The following is a 17,593-nucleotide window of genomic DNA, read 5'->3' as shown; positions in this document are numbered from 1 at the left end:
AAAATTGCTTGAGGAAATAATGAAAATTAATGAATTAAGTAAATCTACACATACTAATATTGAAACTATTCGCTACTATGAGAAACAAGGAGTATTACCTCCACCTAAGCGATTGGCTAATGGTTATCGATTTTATGATGAAGAGAGTATAGAGCAATTAAACTTTATTAAAAAATGTCGAATGTTGGGCTTCTCTTTAGAGAATATTCGGGAACTCAATCGTATTAGATTTAGTACGAAAGATCATTATCAAGCAGATCAATTAGTACTTAATCAGCTTATTCAAGTAGAAAATAAAATATCTCAATTATTAGAAATTAAAGCTTTTTTGCAGTCTATTGTTACCGAAAATGAACATAATGAAGAAGAATGTAAAGCAATAGAAGGGTTGAAAAGCGAATGCAATTTGTAAAAGAAAGAAGATAGATTCATGAAAATACTTAAAAATTTGACCGCACTTTAGAAGAAAAAATGCCATCTAAATTTTAGATATTTAGGCGGCATTTTATTTTTCTAATTATTACTTAGATAAATCAATTTGGTATACAGCAAATCCAACTTCATCTGTACCCACTTGTTTCATTGGATACTGTGCTTTTTCTTTGATGAATTGAGCTGCTTGTTCGCTTGGTGAGGTTTCAAAACGGACATCTAATTTATCGTTACCTGAGATAGGCACAAAACGCCAGTTTTTATCCGCGCTAGGGTTTACAGAACCTTCTTTTTCACTGGTTGCTTTAATATAATCAGCTAAAATTTGACGGTTTTCATCTGGTGATGCGTAAACAATATGTTGATCGCCAGTGCCTGGGAATTTATTACCGTAAGCACGATAGTTATTCGTTGCAATCAAGAATTCTGCTTTTGGATCAACCGGTTTGCCTTGATAAGTGAGATTCACTACACGATGCGATTCTGGGTTAATCAATTTACATTCACCATCATAACGTGCAGGTTTAGTTAGATCATATTCATAATTGACACCATCAATCACATCAAAGTTATAAGTGCGGAAACCTTCCCAGTCGATTAATGATTGTGGTTTATCACTTGTAGGGTCAATTTGTTTAAACATACCAGCACTACATTCTAACCATTCTTTTAATTGTTCGCCTGTTGCTTTAACAACGACTAATGTATTTGGATAGAGATATAAGTCTGCCGCATTACGGAAAGTTAATTCACCTTTATTTACTTCGGTATAACCTGTAGGGTCATTTTTACGACCACCAGCTTTAAATGGCGCTCCTGCACTTAAAATAGGTAAGCCAGCCATTGCTGCAACACTCGGTGCAACTTTTTCTACATACGCTTTTTGTGCTTGGTTCACTATTTGGATGGTTGGATCATCTTGCACTAATGCAAGATAGCTGTACATATTGTCTGTGGCTTTACCAATAGGTTGAGAAACAAACTTACGTGTAGCTTCGTGAACTGGTTTTAAAAGTGCGGTAATTTCTGGGTCATTTTCTGCAAGCACTTTTTTATTTTTAGCATCATAGATTGGACGAAGTACCGCTTTTCCAGAGGTAACAATCCATTTGCCTTTGTGTTCTGTTAAGCCTAAATCCACCACGCTGATATTATTTGCCCAGTAACCAGCCATACTTTCTGGTACGCCTTTTACGGTACCATTTACGATGTCTGCATTTGGTGATTTCGCAAATTCTTTATTTGGGAATAAACGGTGTGAGTGACCAAAAATAACGGCGTCAATATGTGGTACATCAGCTAGATAGAATGCTGAGTTTTCAGCACCTTCTTGATAAGGTTCATCAGATGGGCCTGTGTGAGCTAATGCAACGATAATATCAGCCCCTTTTTTCTTCATTTCAGGTACATATTTTTGCGCTGTTTTTACAATATCATGGGTTTCCACTTTACCTTGAAGGTTCGCTTTATCCCAAACCATAATTTGCGGTGGCACAAAGCCGATGTAACCAATTTTTAATTTATGTGTTTTGCCATTATTATCCACCACAGATTTTTCTTGAATGACATAAGGTGTGAAATAAGGTTCTTCTGTCCCCGCTTTTACTACGTTCGCATTCACAATTGGGAATTTAGCTTGTTTGATGGCATCTGCAAGATAATTGAGACCATAGTTAAATTCGTGGTTACCTAATGTACCCACTTCATAATTCATCGCATTTAAACAATCGACCGCAGGGTTAGATTTACCCTCTTTATAGCCTTGTGCAGCTTGATAGTCTGCAATTGGATTACCTTGAATTAGGTCACCGTTATCTACTAATACATTATTTTTCACTTCAGCACGTGCTTGACGAATAAGGCTTGCCGCACGAGTAAAACCGAATTTATCGGTTGGTGCATCTTTATAATAGTCAAAATCGGTCAAGAAACTATGAACATCTGTTGTTGCCACAATGCGTAAATCGACTTGTGTGTCGCTTTTCGCAAAAGCAAAACGGCTCGCACTTAACGCTAAAATGCTGCTTGCGCCAAGCTGGATGAAATATCTTCTGTTGATCATATGAGCTCCTGTTGTGTAAGAATCGGCAAGATTTTAAAGCTCTTTTATATATAAAGAAAGTGAAATATAAAGTTATGAAATGAAGTGTGATATGCATCACAAAATAAGGGATTGAATTTGGTTGCAAAACTTCACGTTTGGGACAAAAATAGGGTATCCAATCCAGTAAAAATAACTTCATTCACAGTAAGGTAGCCATTATTGATGGCATCCGATAAGGAGATCTCTATGGCTTTTAATCTTAAAAATAGACACTTATTGAGTCTTGTTCATCATTCAGAACGCGAAATTAATTATTTGTTAGATTTATCACGTGATTTGAAACGTGCTAAATATGCAGGCACAGAACAACAAAAATTAAAAGGCAATCAAGAATAATTTATCTCCATACTTTTTGTGGTTTTATTTTTATATAAAAATTAAATTTATTTTTTGATAATGATCACATTTTTTGAAAAATATTATTGACATGATATTTACACAAGCAGAGAATATACCTAACTAAGGTTAGTTTAGATAGAAAGAGGGAATTTTTCTATGCTACTTCGTACATATATACACAGATACGTCTATACGAAAGTATTGAGACTTTTATGGTTTAATCCGATAAAAGGTCGTTCTTTGATGGCGCATATCCGTCGTACACGCCATATTATGATGCCATCGCATCGCTCTTGCTTCTCATACTCAGTATTCGCTTCTCAAAATAAACCATCCAACACGGCTCTCTAAACAGAGTTGTTCTCTCTGTTTAGAGAGTCTCCATAGATTAATTTCTGAATATTTTTGTATTGTCTAGAACAGGCAAGAAATATTTTGTGAAATTAACTTAATCTTATTTAATTTAAAATAAAAATTCTTACTTTAGTTTTTTATATTAAAAAACTAGAGCGAGTTGTTTTATTCTAAATAAATCTATTGCGTTATTAAAATTAATAGCGCAGGGTAACTTTACGTCGAAAAAATAAATAAAAGGAGTTTATTATGCCAAACTTAAAAATTGCATATAATCCAAAAGTTGAACAATATTTCTCTACAAATAGAGAATTAGTTGAAATTACCAAAACAGACTTTACTGATGTTGCAGCTATCATGTTGACATCAGGGGATGTAGGTGAATACCTTGAACGTATTCAAGCAACAAATTTTGGTATCCCAGTATTTGTTGTTCAAACTGAAGAAGAACAAGTTGATCCGAAATTCTATGATGCTATTTATCATATTCAAGATTTAAATGGTTATGACATTAAGCTTTATAGCCGTCAAATCGAAACTGCTGCAAGACTTTATGAAGAAAAAATGTTACCTCCATTCTTCAAAATGTTAAGTGAATATGTAGAAATGGGTAATATTGCTTTTGACTGTCCGGGACATCAAGGTGGTCAATACTACCGTAAACACCCAGCAGGTCGTTTCCTTTATGACTTCTACGGTGAAAACATTTTCCGTTCAGATATTTGTAATGCAGACGTGAAATTAGGTGACTTGTTAATTCACGAAGGTGCAGCTTGTGATGCACAAAAATATGCTGCTCAAGTATTCAATGCAGATAAAACTTACTTCGTATTAAATGGTACATCTTCTTCAAACAAAGTTGCATTAAACGCAGTACTTGCTCTGGGCGATTTAGTATTATTTGACCGTAATAACCATAAATCAAACCACCATGGTGCATTAATTCAAGCGGGTGCAACCCCAATTTACTTAGAAACTGCACGTAATCCATTTGGTTTCATTGGTGGTATCGATAGTCACTGCTTCGAAGAAGATTATTTGAAATCATTAATTAAAGAAGTGGCGCCTGAAAAATTAAACCAAAAACGTCCATTCCGTTTAGCCGTTATTCAATTAGGTACTTATGACGGTACAATTTATAACGCACGTCAAGTGGTAGATAAAATTGGTCATCTTTGTGACTACATCTTATTCGACTCTGCATGGGTAGGTTATGAACAATTTATTCCAATGATGAAAGACTGCTCTCCATTATTGCTTGAATTAAATGAAAATGACCCTGGTATTTTAGTGACTCAATCTGTTCATAAACAACAAGCAGGTTTCTCACAAACTTCACAAATTCACAAAAAAGATAAACACATTAAAGGTCAAGATCGTTATGTAAACCACAAACGTTTCAATAATGCCTTTATGTTACATGCGTCAACCAGTCCGTTCTATCCATTATTTGCGGCGTTAGATGTGAATGCAAAAATTCAAGGTAGCGAAGCGGGTCGTCGCTTATGGCATGAATGTGTGAAAGTAGGTATCGAAGCGCGTAAATTAGTGTTAAATCACTGTGAATTAATTCGTCCATTTATTCCAACCACAATTAAAGGTAAAAAATGGCAAGATTATGACACAGAAGAAATCGCAACTAATCTCGAATTCTTCAAATTTCACCCAACAGATACATGGCATAAATTTGAAGGCTATGCTGATGAACAATACTTCGTTGACCCTTGTAAATTCTTGCTTACCACACCAGGTATTAGCTTAGAAACAGGCGAATATGAAAAATTTGGTGTACCAGCAACTATTCTTGCTAACTACTTACGTGAAAACGGTATTATTCCGGAAAAATGTGACTTGAACTCAATCTTATTCTTGCTCACTCCGGCAGAAACCCTCACCAAAATGCAAACTTTGGTCGCTCAAATCGCCTTGTTTGAAAAACACATTAAACAAGACTCTTTATTAAAAGATGTATTGCCAACTGTGTATAAAAACAATGAAGACCGTTACAAAGACTATACTATCCGTCAATTATGCCAAGAAATGCATGACCTTTATGTAAGCCGCAATGTAAAACAACTTCAAAAAGACCTATTCCGTAAAGCAACATTACCGGAATATGCGTTAAATCCACACGATGCGAATATTGAATTCGTTCGTAACAAAGTTGAACTCGTTCCATTGACTGATATTGTTGGTCGTGTGGCTGCGGAAGGTGCATTACCTTATCCTCCAGGTGTGTTATGTGTGGTGCCTGGAGAAAGATGGAGTCCAACTGCACAAAAATACTTCCTTGCATTAGAAGAAGGTATCAACACATTACCTGGTTTCGCACCTGAAATCCAAGGGGTTTACTTACAAAAAGACCCTGATGGACGTACTCGTGCATATGGCTATGTTTTAACTGACTATTAATAAAGTGAGGTTGTGAGGATCTTCCTCATAACCCTCTCAGCACAAACAAAAGAAAGTGCGGTTAAAAACATCTGATTTTTTGACCGCACTTGTAGGAGTATAAATTATGAGCGCTAAAAGTAATAAAATTGGTGTAGTACAACTCACCATTCTTACCATGGTTAATATGATGGGTTCCGGTATCATTATGTTACCGACCAAATTAGCCGAAATTGGGACTATTTCCATCGTTTCTTGGCTTGTAACAGCCGTTGGTTCAACAGCCTTAGCTTATGCATTCGCACAATGCGGTATGTTCAGTAAAAAATCTGGTGGTATGGGCGGTTATGCGGAATACTCTTTCGGTAAAGCCGGTAACTTCATGGCTAACTACACTTACGGTGTATCATTAGTTATTGCGAATACAGCAATCGCGATTTCTGCGGTGGGTTATGGTTCAGAGCTTCTCGGCGCAACCCTTTCTCCACTTTCTATCGCATTATGGACCATCTTCACCCTTTGGCTTGCAACCGTTCTTAACTTTGGTGGTGCAAGAATCACCGGTAATATAAGTTCATTTACTATCTGGGGCGTAATTATCCCTGTAGTTGGTATTTCTATCATTGGTTGGAAATGGTTTGATGGTTCAATGTATGTAAACTCTTGGAACCCACATAATGTACCAACTTTTGAAGCGATCGGTGTATCTATTTCAATGACATTATGGGCGTTCTTAGGGTTAGAATCAGCTTGCGCTAACGCAGATGCAGTTGAAAATCCAGAGAAAAACGTACCAATCGCAGTACTTGGTGGTACTTTAGGGGCAGCGGTAATTTATATTGTTTCAACTAACGTGATTGCAGGTATTGTACCTAACCTTGAACTCGCTAATTCAACAGCACCATTCGGTTTAGCCTTTGCTCATATGTTTGATGAAATTGTCGGTAAAGTTATCATGGTCTTAATGGTGATGTCTTGCTTTGGTTCATTATTAGGCTGGCAGTTCACTATTGCTCAAGTATTCAAATCTTCAGCAGAAGAAGGTTATTTCCCAGCATTTTTCAAAAAAGTTACCAGTAAAGATGCGCCTGTTGTTGGTATGATTACTATTACTGCGTTACAAACTTTACTTTCTTTAATGACAATCAGCCCATCATTAAATAAACAATTCAATGTGTTGGTGGACTTAGCAGTGGTTACAAACGTCATCCCATACTTGCTCTCAATGGCTGCTCTCGCAGTATTATTGAAAGAGGAAAATGTTGCGCCACAAAAATATAAAACAACCGTTTTTGTTGCCTTTATTGGTTCACTCTATAGTATCTATGCACTTTATGCAGCCGGTGAACAAGCGATGTTATATGGTTCAATTGTGACCTTTATCGGTTGGACATTGTATGGTTTTGTTTCTTACAAATTTGACCTTAAAAAATCTCAAGCTTAATTAAAAAAAGAAAAGCCTACATCTTAATGTAGGCTCTTTCGAGTAGTAATAAGCTAAGTACAAAAGAGCGGTTGAAATGATCTGACCCCAAAAAGTTAGACTGTCATTTAAAGGATTGTTTTCGATATTGTACCGGACTCAGTCCTTTTAATTTTAGTTGAATCCGTCGGTGATTATAGTAATCCAAATAATCCCTGACGGCATCAACTATCTACTCTCTATTGTTAAATTCCCGACCATAAAAACATTCCGTTTTTAATCTCCCAAAGAAACTTTCCATCGCAGCGTTATCCAAGCAATTCCCTTTTCTAGACATACTTTGAATGATACCATGTTCAGCCAAGATTCGACGATAAGCTTGTCATCCCAGGTCTGAATGTAAAATGACACCACAAGCTTTATTTAATCCTTTGCTCGGCTTCGTCCTGAAGTCTGAGTCTTCTCAACTCCTTTAGGTAAGCTACCTCCTCTTCAAGCTGTAAAATTCTCAAACGTAAACGGTCTTCTTCAGTTTTGGGTGGTGGCATTTTTGCATATTTAGGTTTCATCGGCAGTCGTCCTGATGGTTTACTGGGAATAAGTCCTTTTATGCTACTTTTTTCAAACCGTTTCAACCACGTCCCGACTAAGGCGTTGGAAGGAATATTATAAAAACGTGCAGCTTCTCTAATACTCATTTTCCTATTCCTATTCAAAATAGGTTGAATAACCTGTAATTTAAATTCGATTGTGTAGTGTTTACCCATAAAAAATCTGCACCTCAATTGTTGGTTTGGTTAGCCCAACTTTTGGGGTGCAGATCAATAAAGTGCGGTCAATTTTTTACTATTTTTACAACATAAATAATGCTAAGAATAAAACAGCAAGTATCATGCCTGGTGCGGTACGTTTTACCATTTCTACTGGGCTTACCATAGCAAGGCCTGCACAAACAATGGTTACACCTGCAATTGGTGAAGCTGTACGACCGATTGCACCAGCAATTGCTGCTGCCATACCAAGATTTACGTGAGTGTAGCCGAGTTCTACAGCATGTGGCGTGACGGCTGTATTAAAAGCGATAGCTGCTGCATCGCCAGAACCTGTAATTAATCCCATTAAGAATGGTCCAATTGTTGCACCCCAACGTACAAATTCGTTGGATTCTTTTAAGAAAGAAATTGCCGCATCCACTGCGCCCGTAGATTTTAATCCTGCCACAAATACACTGGCTGCAATGATAATACCAAGTACGTTTGCATAAGAATTTCCCATACCATTGAAAAATTCTTCAGTAATTTTTACTGGAGAAATACGAGTGACGATAATGCCGTAAATTGCACCAATCAGCATCGCTTGAGGAACGCCCATTTTAGTCCATTCAAGACCCGGTACTTGTTGTAATGATGTTCCACCAATCACTAAAATAACTAATGGTATTAATGGTGCAAGGGCATAAAGTACATTGACACCTTCAACAACTTTAATTTCATTTTCTTTTTGTTCTGCAAGATAAGCTTGGCGATGTTGTTCACCATAATCTTTAAAAACAAGCGCAAGAATTGTTAAAACAACAGCACCTATTGCTCCCGCAATCATGTTATATGGCGCATGTGAAAGGTTTACTTGAGTGATAGTTAAGCCTGACATTTCACTAATCATTGCTGAGTGAGAAGAACCTGGGCTCATCATTGATCCAAAAGTTCCTGCTAAAATAGCTGCACCAGCAGTAGCTGGTCGAACACCCGCACTTTTTAAAACAGGAATTAATGTTGCACCAACCGCAGCTGCACAACCAGCAGCAGAAGGAATAGCAATATTGATGAAAAAGGTGATGACTGTTGCAATCGGAATTAAGAAGAATTTTAATCCGCTTAATGGTTTGGTAAGTAAATGCACTAGATGAGTGTCACATTGAGTGTATTTCATTACATAAGCAAAACCCATACTAGAACAGATGGCCATAATTAATCCGCCAGATGTCATGCTTTTGGCAAAAGCATCTAATGCACCCATTGGATTCAGCGTCAGAATGGACATTATTAAACCGACACCAATCAAAACTGTTCGGGTTTCGGCTTTTTTAATCAGAAAATAAATTGTGGCAATAATGCCAATCACTGCAACGATGGATTTGAATAATTCCATTATATGTTCCTTTTAAGTTAATAAGAAAAAGTTGTATTGATATCAAATGTGCCACATTCCATATTTTCACTGAAGCACAAAATAGGATTTTCACCCAACACAGTTGCCATTTCATTTTGTATATGAAGTGCAGAACCTTCAGGCAATGCATATACAAGTGCGGTTGGATTAACGAGTAAAAATTCAGCCAAACGTTCTTCTCGGCTTTCGCCATTATGACCTTGCATTTTACCTGAAATAAAGTGCGGATTAATTTGATGAGGAAAAAGCTGTAATGCTTGAAATGAAGGAGGATAAGTAATCGGCATATCATTCGTTGTCATAATGGATGCACCCACTACATTTGCCCCAGCACTCCAACCAAAATAAGGCGTACTGTTATTCACTTTTTCACGAATGATATCAATTAAATTGTGTTCATAAAGCTGTTTTAACAAACAAAATGTATTCCCGCCGCCAATAGCGATGACATCTGCTTGTTCAATAATATCTCGATGCTGTTTACCATGATGAACGGAAACAATATTCATCTCTAAATAAGAAAGTGCATTTTGCACAGTTTTTTCGTATTCATCAAAAGTGCGGCGTACCCCAGCATAAGGCACAAAAGCAATTGTTTTACCACGATAATCCGCCAAGAAATTTTGTAACCAAGGTAGAGTGTGTTCAAGATAACCTGTGTTCTTGTATTTTGAGCTACTGAGCAGTAACATGTTTTTCATTTTCTACTCCTTTTTATAGGTATTTAGAAATACCGATATTACGCTTAGAAAAGGTTAATTTTCAACGAAAAATTATTATTGTTTGACGAATATCAAAAAATAAATCATATCAGGAGAAAACTATGTCAATTAATCTTAATCGTGTTCAAAATTTAATTGAAAAACTGGCTTTTATTTCATCAGTACCAAACGAGCTGACTCGCTTAGCTTTTACAGAGGAGGATGAAAAGGCCCATAATATGATTATTGAATTATGTAAAGAATATGATTTATCTATTCGTCGAGATTCAATTGGAAATCTTTTTATTCGTAAGGCAGGTAAAGAAGATTTTTTACCTGCAGTTGCATTCGGATCGCATATTGATACTGTTGTGAATGCGGGTAAATTTGATGGTCCTTTGGGATCTGTTGCTGGGTTGGAAATTCTTTTGCAATTGTGTGAACAGAATATTCAGACTCGTTATCCTTTAGAATTGATAATTTTTACTTGTGAAGAATCGAGTAGATTTAATTTTGCTACATTGGGTAGTAAAGTTATGTGTGGCATAGTAAATCAAGAAAAATTAAGTTTGTTACGTGATAAACAAGGAAAGGGTTTATCAGAAGCTATGGCTGAAGTAGGAATGAATTTTAATTTGATTAATCAAGCAAAACGTGATGCAAAGGAATTTAAATGTTTTTTTGAACTTCATATAGAACAAGGCCCTCGTTTAGAGAATGAAGGAAAAACAATAGGTGTTGTGACAGGTATTGCTGCTCCAATTCGTGCAATTGTTAAAATTAAAGGACAAGCGGATCATTCAGGAGCAACAGCAATGCATTATCGTCATGATGCATTGTTAGGAGGAGCTGAATTATCACTTGCTATTGAGCAAGCGGCTATTCAAGCTGGACATTCTACAGTAGCTACTGTAGGTAATATTACAGCTAAACCAGGAGTAATGAATGTTGTGCCAGGATATTGTGAATTATTAGTAGATATTCGAGGTACACATGTACAAGCTAGAGATTCTGTATTTGAATTATTACAAGAGGAAGTTAGTAAAGTTTCAGAAAAAAGAGGATTATTAATTGAGTTGCAACTTATTTCAAAAGATAATCCAATAGTATTACCTGAAAATATGGTAAACCAAATAGCTGAAACTGCACATTCCCTTGGTTATTCTTACGAAATAATGCCAAGTGGTGCTGGACATGATGCAATGCATATGGCAACACTTTGTCCGACAGGTATGATTTTTGTTCCATCTCATTTTGGAATTAGTCATAACCCTCTTGAATTTACAGATTGGAAAGATATAGAGGCAGGAATTAAAGTTTTACAAAAAGTTATATTAGAACAGGCTGAAGTTTGTTAATTATTATAAAAACTCGTATAAATAATACGAGTTTTTTTATAAAGGCAACTCAGTTGTTGACTTAACCTTTTTTAGAGTAACTTCTGATTTTAAGGTTTTAATGCCAAGCCTGGAATTAAGATAGGTGGTTTTAATGTGGTTAAACTCTTCTAAATCTGATACACAAAGTGTCAGAAGAAAATCGAAGGTTCCTGCCATAAAATGGCATTCGGTAATTTAAGGGATTAGTTTCACTTCAAAAATAAACCGCTCTTTTAATTCTGGATCTTCTTCAAAGAAAGAACCTAATGCATAAACGATAAGATGACAATTTATTTTCTTGGGATTCAATAAGGCAACATAACTATCAATTACGCTGCTTTCTTCCAGTTGATTTACTCGGCGTAAACAAGCTGAATTTGAAAGCCCTATTTCGTTGGCAAGTTCATTATTTTGTAATCGACCATTGCGTTGCAATGCTTTAAGAATACGGGTATCGATATTATCGAAGCGTTTTTTAAGCATAGTAAATCTTTTTTATGCTAACAAAAAAGATAACCTAGTATAAAAGAAACCGCCTAGAAAAACTGTGATCTAGGCGGCAATTTGACTAATTAAACGCTATATAAGGATACTTGTACTACCAGTAAAATAGATCCGATTAGTAATAAACATCCAATCATAGGCATCACGAATTTAACCCATCTATCAAATGGAATATGCAACATTTGGAGTGTCACCAATACTAATCCTGTTGGTGCTAAGAATAGCATTGCATATTGTCCCCAGTTGTAAGCAGAAACCACGATATCGCGTGGAATACCCACTGAGTCAGCAAGTGGAGCCATAATTGGCATTGAAAGCACGGCTAAGCCTGAAGAAGACGGCACGATTAAGCCTAGGAAAATAAATACGACTAATTGACCTAAGATGAATACGCTACCTGGCATACCACTAACTACATTAGACATATAATCAAGGATGGTGTCAGAAATCATACCTTGTTCGAGTACTAAGTTTACGCCACGAGCAAGACCAATGATTAAGGATACGCCTACTAATTCTGATGCACCTTCAGTGAAAGATTCCACAATATCTTTTTCAGACAAGCCACTGATAAACATAATGATGATAGTAATGGAAAGGAAAGATGCAGCCATTTGAGGGAACCACCATCCGCCAACCATTACACCCCAAATCATAATAGGGAATGCAATGCAGAAAAGCGTTAAGATTAATTTGTGACGAGCTGAGAATGCGATAGTTGCATTTGGATCAAAGTTCTTCATATAACGTTGGCGAAATTCTTCGCGATCGTCATAAGTGAAAGAAAAACTTGGGTCAGCTTTGATTTTTTTACAGTACCAATAAAGATATACGATTACGCAAGTTGCGCCTAAAGCTAAACCTAGAGCACGGAAACCAATACCTTCAGTAAATTGAATACCAGCTGCATTTGATGCGATAACAACGGAGAATGGGTTAATTGTAGAGAATGCAGATCCCATAGATGAAGCAAGGAATATAGCTCCTACACAGACTATTGCATCATATCCCAGAGCTAAGAATACTGGCACCAGAATCGGATAGAATGCCACTGCTTCTTCTTCGATACCACAGGTTGTACCGCCTAACACCATTAAAACAGATACGCTGAATACAATAAAAAACTCATTGCCTTTGGTTTTTTTCACGAGAGCCATCAAACCGGCATTAAAAGAACCGGTACGGTTAATGACACCAATCATACCACCTAATACAAAGATAAAGACCATAACATCAACGGCTTCGATGGTGCCTTCAACCATACTTTTGGTGATATCTTCAATGCCTTTATGGTGTTGTTCTACACGTTGATAAGTACCAGGAATAGCGATTGGTTTTTTGATCACGCCTTCGGTGAAATTGGAGAGTTTAATTTTTATATTGAGATTATCAAGAGTGTCTGTTGTGGCGGGATAAGTTTTATCATCAACGCCATAAGCTTTGACCACAAAGACATTATCAGTGGAATTATATGTTAATTTTGAATATGAACCAGATGGAATTATCCAGGTTAATCCAACAGCGAGAATTAATATTGCAAATAAAATTGTAAACGCTGATGGGAAATTAAACGTTTTCTTCTTTTTGGACGCATCCATAGCGAGCTCCTTATGTGTAACGTTTAAAGTGCGGTTGGTAAAAACATCGGTTAAACCGACCGCACTTTTTACTTTGAGAATGATTTCACAAAGCACCTTTATTATTTAAGCGTAATAGGATATGCCTTCAGCTTTTTTCGTAATACGTGTACCAGCTTTGCCTTTCACAATATCCACAATATCAGATAAAGAACCTATTACTGCATCTTTTCCTGTTTGTTTCGCAAAGTTGATGGCTGCTTGTACTTTTGGTCCCATAGAACCTGCTGCAAAACCAAGTTCTGAAATCGCTTTAGGTGAGGCAACTGAAATTGCTTTTTGGGTTGGTTTTCCCCAATCTACGAAGGTTGCGGAAACGTCAGTTGCAATGATGAATAAATCAGCATCAAGATTTTCTGCAAGTAAAGCTGAACATAAATCTTTGTCTATAACAGCTTCAACACCTTGTAAATTATGCTGTTCATCATAATAAGTTGGAATACCACCGCCACCCGCACAAATGACGATACTGCCTTTTTCAAGCAACCATTTTACTGGGCGAATTTCAAAAATACGTTTTGGCAATGGGCTTGGCACAACGCGACGATATTTATCTCCATCTTGTGCGATAGACCAATTTTTTTCTTTTGCCAAACGTTCAGCCTCTTCTTTCGTATAAACAGGACCAATTGGTTTAGTTGGATTTTTGAAAGCTGGGTCGTTGATATCAACTTCTACTTGAGATAATAACGTTGCAAATGGCACTTCAAATGGAACTAAATTACCGAGTTCTTGTTGAATCATATAACCAATCATTCCAGCTGTTTCTGCTCCCAATACATCTAAAGGATAGGTTGGCACATCAGTATAAGCAGCACCTTGTAAGGCGAGCAAACCCACTTGTGGACCATTACCGTGTGCTATCACTAATTCATTATTTGGCCAAATCTTAGCAATTTGCTCACAAGCAATGCGAACATTTTGTCGTTGATTTTCGGCTGTCATTGGTTCTCCGCGTCGTAATAACGCATTACCGCCTAATGCAATCACTATTCTCATACGTTTTCCTTATGCCAAACTTGCTACCATTACAGCTTTAATTGTGTGCATACGGTTTTCTGCTTGTTCAAATGCAATGTTCATTGGCGATTCAAATACATCTTCAGTCACTTCAATACCATTAGCTAATTCAGGATATTTTTCAGCAATTTGACGACCAACTTTGGTTTCGCTGTTATGGAAGGCTGGCAAGCAGTGCATAAATTTCACTTTTGGATTATCAGTGCGTTTCATTAATTCAGGGGTTACTTGATAAGGAAGTAATAATTTAATGCGTTCGCCCCAAGTTTCTAATGGTTCACCCATTGAAACCCACACATCAGTATGAACAAAATCAACACCTTTCACCGCTTTGTCAATATCTTCAGTTACGGTAATACGAGCGCCGCTTTCTTTCGCAAATTTTTCGCACATTTCCACAAGACTTGCTTCTGGTAATAATGTTTTAGGTCCACAAATCCGCACATCCATACCCAATTTTGCACCAATTAATAAAAGTGAATTACCCATATTATTACGAGCATCCCCAATATAGACATAGCTAATTTCGCTTAATGGTTTGTCGCAATGTTCAATCATGGTAAGCACATCAGCAAGCATTTGTGTTGGGTGGAATTCATCGGTTAAACCATTGAATACTGGCACACCAGCATAATCAGCAAGTTCTTGAACGATACTTTGTTTAAAGCCACGATATTCAATGCCATCATACATTCTGCCTAATACGCGGGCGGTATCTTTCATACTTTCTTTGTGGCCAATTTGGGAGGAGTTAGAGTCGATATAGGTGACTTGTGCGCCTTGGTCATAAGCGGCGACTTCAAATGCACAGCGTGTGCGAGTGGAGGTTTTTTCAAAGATGAGTGCGATATTTTTGCCTTTTAATTTTTGTTGTTCTGTGCCTGTATATTTGGCTCGTTTCAAATCTCGGGAGAGATCTAAGAGATATTTAATTTCACGTTCTGTGTGATGAACAAGACTAAGTAAATGTCTGTTTTTCATATTGAAAGCCATAATAATCTCCTTGTTTTTTGACTATCCATTGGGGAATAAACATACATCATTCGAGGTACTGCTTGTTGTTCGAACACTTGTATTATAAGAGAGGTAAAATGAAATTTGTTATCGTTTTTCAACTGGTAATTCCAGTATGTAGAATTTTATTGCGAGATTTTTAGCTTTATTAGAATTTATATTCATTCTAATAAAAATAAACTAACTCTTTATTGGTATTTGTTTAATTTCTAATAGTAGATCAATTTAAACGAAAATATGTTTTAGCTTATTATTGGATAAAGAGGAATGTGTCTATTGATGCTTAATAAAAGTGCGGTTATTTTTATTACAGTTTTTAATACATTGATCTTCAGCAAGTACCATTTGTATATTTAGTGATATGATAAGCATAGTTTATTTTTTGAGGTTTTTATGAATTTACCTTTTCGAGCAATGGTGTCTGATTTAGATGGCACGCTTTTAACACCTGAACATTTAGTGGGTGATCTTACCATTGATACGCTGAGAGCATTAGAGCAAAAAGGCGTAGATATTATTTTGGCAACAGGACGTAATCATACCGATGTGTCATCCATTCTTGGAAAAATTGGTGCGGAACGTGCGGTTATGATTACATCAAATGGTGCTCGTGTACGGGATTTACAGGGTAATTTGCTTTATAGCAATAGCTTGCCTGAAGAATTAGTTCTCGAGCTTTACAAAACGCCATTTGATACGTCCAAAGTATGCATGAATAGCTATCAAGATGAAGGTTGGTTTACTAATAAAGATATTCCTGCAATGCGTCAGTTCCACAAAGAATCAGGATTTGATTATAACGTAGTTGATTTTTCCAAACATCATGGACGTGGGACAGAAAAAGTCTTTTTTATTGGTAAAACTCCAGAGGATTTAGTTGAAGTAGAAACCTATTTACGAGATAAGTTTGGTGACGTGACGACAATTGTTTATTCTGCATTAGCTTGTTTGGAAGTAATGAATAAGAATGTTTCAAAAGGGGATGCATTAAAACATTTACTCGAATCACGAGAATATGAGTTAAAAGACTGTATTGCTTTTGGTGATGGAATGAATGATGTAGAAATGCTTTCTTGGGCTGGAAAAGGTTGCATTATGAAAGATGCTGATATTCGTTTAAAAACGGCTTGTCCAGATTTAGAAGTTATTGGCTCAAATAAAGAAGAATCAGTCGCTTGTTATTTGCGAACTCAATTTGGATTAGATTATTAATGCAGGCATTATTATTCATAAGTTGTGGTGCAATATTAGGCGCGTCATTGCGTTGGACTATAGGATTGTTATTTAATCCTTTATTTTCTTCCTTTGCTTTTGGGACTTTAATCGCTAATTTGCTTGGTTGTTTAATTATTGGTGTATTACTTGGGATTTTTTGGCAATTCCCACAAATTAGTTCTGAATGGCGGTTATTTTTAATTACTGGTTTTTTAGGATCGCTAACTACATTTTCGTCTTTTTCTTCCGAAGTTGTGGAATTATTTTTTAATGACAAGTGGTTAAATGGATTTTGTGTATTGATTATGCATTTATTTGGATGTTTAGCTATGACTGGGTTGGGTATTTGGATATATAAAATTTGTTCTCAACTTTTACATTAATCCCATTCACTTTGGTTTTGCCCAATTAAATCAGCAAATTCATCGCTACGAAATCCATGTGATAGCATATATTGCCAAATTTTTTGTTTCATTTTAGGCGTTTGCTGTTCGTTATAATTTGGGAATTTTTTACGTAACAAGTTCTCAGCCATTTCATACCAATCAATTTCTGATTCCATTAAAACTTCATCAATAATATCAGAAGACACACCTTTTAATTGGAGTAATTCTTGTCGAATTCTTACTACACCATAACCTTTTTGCGCGCGTGAATTTAGATAATTTTCTGAAAAACGACGATCACTTTGCCAATTTTTTGCTTGGCATTGAGATAAAGCTTCATCAATTTCTTCTTCCGAAAAGTTCTTTTCCTGCATTTTATTGCGGAGCTCGAATTCACTATATTCTCTGCGTGTAAGAAGATTGACTATGTAATTAAAAGCAAGAGATGACAAGGAATGATTCCTTCATTTTATTGAATTGATATAGAGTGCGGTCATTTTTAACCGCACTTTTAGCATTTGTAAT

The 17,593-nt window shown here is 36.3% G+C and carries 15 protein-coding genes and 4 pseudogenes; 8 read left to right on the top strand and 11 right to left on the bottom strand.

The window, feature by feature from the left end; all coding sequences use genetic code 11:
* Positions 1-19: 19 nt before the first annotated feature.
* Positions 20-412 (top strand): MerR family transcriptional regulator, encoded by a 393-nt coding sequence (locus ACPT8Q_RS01965; protein WP_005644187.1) that lies wholly within the window; start codon positions 20-22, stop codon positions 410-412.
* Positions 413-520: 108 nt separating this feature from the next.
* On the opposite strand, the gene cpdB is transcribed toward ACPT8Q_RS01965, so the two are convergent.
* Positions 521-2,494, bottom strand: coding sequence for a 2',3'-cyclic-nucleotide 2'-phosphodiesterase (gene cpdB / locus ACPT8Q_RS01960; protein WP_425622297.1), 1,974 nt, complete (start codon positions 2,492-2,494; stop codon positions 521-523).
* Between the two features lie 228 nt (positions 2,495-2,722).
* Here cpdB and ACPT8Q_RS01955 point away from each other — a divergent pair, with 228 nt between their 5' ends.
* The 4 genes from ACPT8Q_RS01955 (at position 2,723) to potE (ending at position 7,064) form a co-directional block, all read left to right on the top strand.
* Positions 2,723-2,872 (top strand): peptide transporter, encoded by a 150-nt coding sequence (locus ACPT8Q_RS01955; protein ID WP_076773263.1) that lies wholly within the window; start codon positions 2,723-2,725, stop codon positions 2,870-2,872.
* Between the two features lie 159 nt (positions 2,873-3,031).
* A complete protein-coding gene (gene speFL, locus ACPT8Q_RS01950; protein ID WP_197532058.1) occupies positions 3,032-3,226 on the top strand; it encodes a leader peptide SpeFL in 195 nt (64 codons plus the stop codon).
* Between the two features lie 252 nt (positions 3,227-3,478).
* Positions 3,479-5,641: an ornithine decarboxylase SpeF gene (speF, locus tag ACPT8Q_RS01945; protein WP_050949424.1), complete on the top strand. Its 2,163-nt coding sequence runs from the start codon at positions 3,479-3,481 to the stop codon at positions 5,639-5,641.
* A gap of 106 nt (positions 5,642-5,747) precedes the next feature.
* On the top strand, positions 5,748-7,064 hold the full coding sequence (potE, locus tag ACPT8Q_RS01940; RefSeq protein ID WP_050949423.1) for a putrescine-ornithine antiporter: 1,317 nt from the start codon (positions 5,748-5,750) through the stop codon (positions 7,062-7,064).
* 103 nt (positions 7,065-7,167) lie between these two features.
* Here potE and ACPT8Q_RS01935 read toward each other — a convergent pair.
* From ACPT8Q_RS01935 to pepE, 5 genes and pseudogenes are all read right to left on the bottom strand, one after another.
* Positions 7,168-7,422 (bottom strand): annotated as a pseudogene (locus ACPT8Q_RS01935) (transposase); the annotation flags it as partial.
* 85 nt (positions 7,423-7,507) lie between these two features.
* Positions 7,508-7,669 (bottom strand): annotated as a pseudogene (locus tag ACPT8Q_RS01930) (IS3 family transposase); the annotation flags it as partial.
* Positions 7,670-7,684: 15 nt separating this feature from the next.
* Positions 7,685-7,741: pseudogene (locus ACPT8Q_RS01925) on the bottom strand (hypothetical protein); the annotation flags it as partial.
* Positions 7,742-7,895: 154 nt separating this feature from the next.
* On the bottom strand, positions 7,896-9,191 hold the full coding sequence (gene dcuC, locus ACPT8Q_RS01920; RefSeq protein ID WP_042603616.1) for a C4-dicarboxylate transporter DcuC: 1,296 nt from the start codon (positions 9,189-9,191) through the stop codon (positions 7,896-7,898).
* 17 nt (positions 9,192-9,208) lie between these two features.
* Positions 9,209-9,913 (bottom strand): dipeptidase PepE, encoded by a 705-nt coding sequence (gene pepE / locus ACPT8Q_RS01915; RefSeq protein WP_012055130.1) that lies wholly within the window; start codon positions 9,911-9,913, stop codon positions 9,209-9,211.
* 122 nt (positions 9,914-10,035) lie between these two features.
* On the opposite strand from pepE, the gene ACPT8Q_RS01910 reads away from it, so the two are divergent.
* Positions 10,036-11,271, top strand: a complete 1,236-nt coding sequence (locus ACPT8Q_RS01910; protein WP_005692794.1) for a Zn-dependent hydrolase — start codon at positions 10,036-10,038, stop codon at positions 11,269-11,271.
* Between the two features lie 36 nt (positions 11,272-11,307).
* Here ACPT8Q_RS01910 and ACPT8Q_RS01905 read toward each other — a convergent pair.
* The 4 genes and pseudogenes from ACPT8Q_RS01905 to ACPT8Q_RS01890 all read right to left on the bottom strand — a co-directional run bounded on the left by ACPT8Q_RS01905 (position 11,308) and on the right by ACPT8Q_RS01890 (position 15,446).
* Positions 11,308-11,775: pseudogene (locus tag ACPT8Q_RS01905) on the bottom strand (Lrp/AsnC family transcriptional regulator).
* 89 nt (positions 11,776-11,864) lie between these two features.
* Complete coding sequence (locus ACPT8Q_RS01900) at positions 11,865-13,394, bottom strand: YfcC family protein (protein ID WP_050949420.1); 1,530 nt, start codon at positions 13,392-13,394, stop codon at positions 11,865-11,867.
* Positions 13,395-13,499: 105 nt separating this feature from the next.
* Positions 13,500-14,432: a carbamate kinase gene (gene arcC / locus ACPT8Q_RS01895; RefSeq protein WP_050848028.1), complete on the bottom strand. Its 933-nt coding sequence runs from the start codon at positions 14,430-14,432 to the stop codon at positions 13,500-13,502.
* Positions 14,433-14,441: 9 nt separating this feature from the next.
* Positions 14,442-15,446 (bottom strand): ornithine carbamoyltransferase, encoded by a 1,005-nt coding sequence (locus ACPT8Q_RS01890; RefSeq protein WP_050949419.1) that lies wholly within the window; start codon positions 15,444-15,446, stop codon positions 14,442-14,444.
* A gap of 414 nt (positions 15,447-15,860) precedes the next feature.
* Here ACPT8Q_RS01890 and ACPT8Q_RS01885 point away from each other — a divergent pair, with 414 nt between their 5' ends.
* Positions 15,861-16,679 carry a Cof-type HAD-IIB family hydrolase gene (locus tag ACPT8Q_RS01885; RefSeq protein ID WP_021034534.1) on the top strand — a complete coding sequence of 273 codons (819 nt, stop codon included), beginning with the start codon at positions 15,861-15,863 and terminating at the stop codon, positions 16,677-16,679.
* Positions 16,679-17,065, top strand: coding sequence for a fluoride efflux transporter CrcB (crcB, locus tag ACPT8Q_RS01880; protein WP_021034533.1), 387 nt, complete (start codon positions 16,679-16,681; stop codon positions 17,063-17,065). Before ACPT8Q_RS01885 ends, crcB begins: the two co-directional genes overlap by 1 nt.
* Here crcB and recX read toward each other — a convergent pair.
* Positions 17,062-17,520, bottom strand: a complete 459-nt coding sequence (gene recX, locus ACPT8Q_RS01875) for a recombination regulator RecX (protein WP_050949418.1) — start codon at positions 17,518-17,520, stop codon at positions 17,062-17,064. The genes crcB and recX overlap by 4 nt on opposite strands.
* Positions 17,521-17,593: the final 73 nt, after the last annotated feature.

The organism is Haemophilus sp. HN_Hi10, assembly GCF_049821985.1.
GTDB classification, from domain to species: Bacteria; Pseudomonadota; Gammaproteobacteria; order Enterobacterales; family Pasteurellaceae; genus Haemophilus; species Haemophilus influenzae_D.
This window is presented reverse-complemented; position numbering and strand designations above follow the sequence as displayed.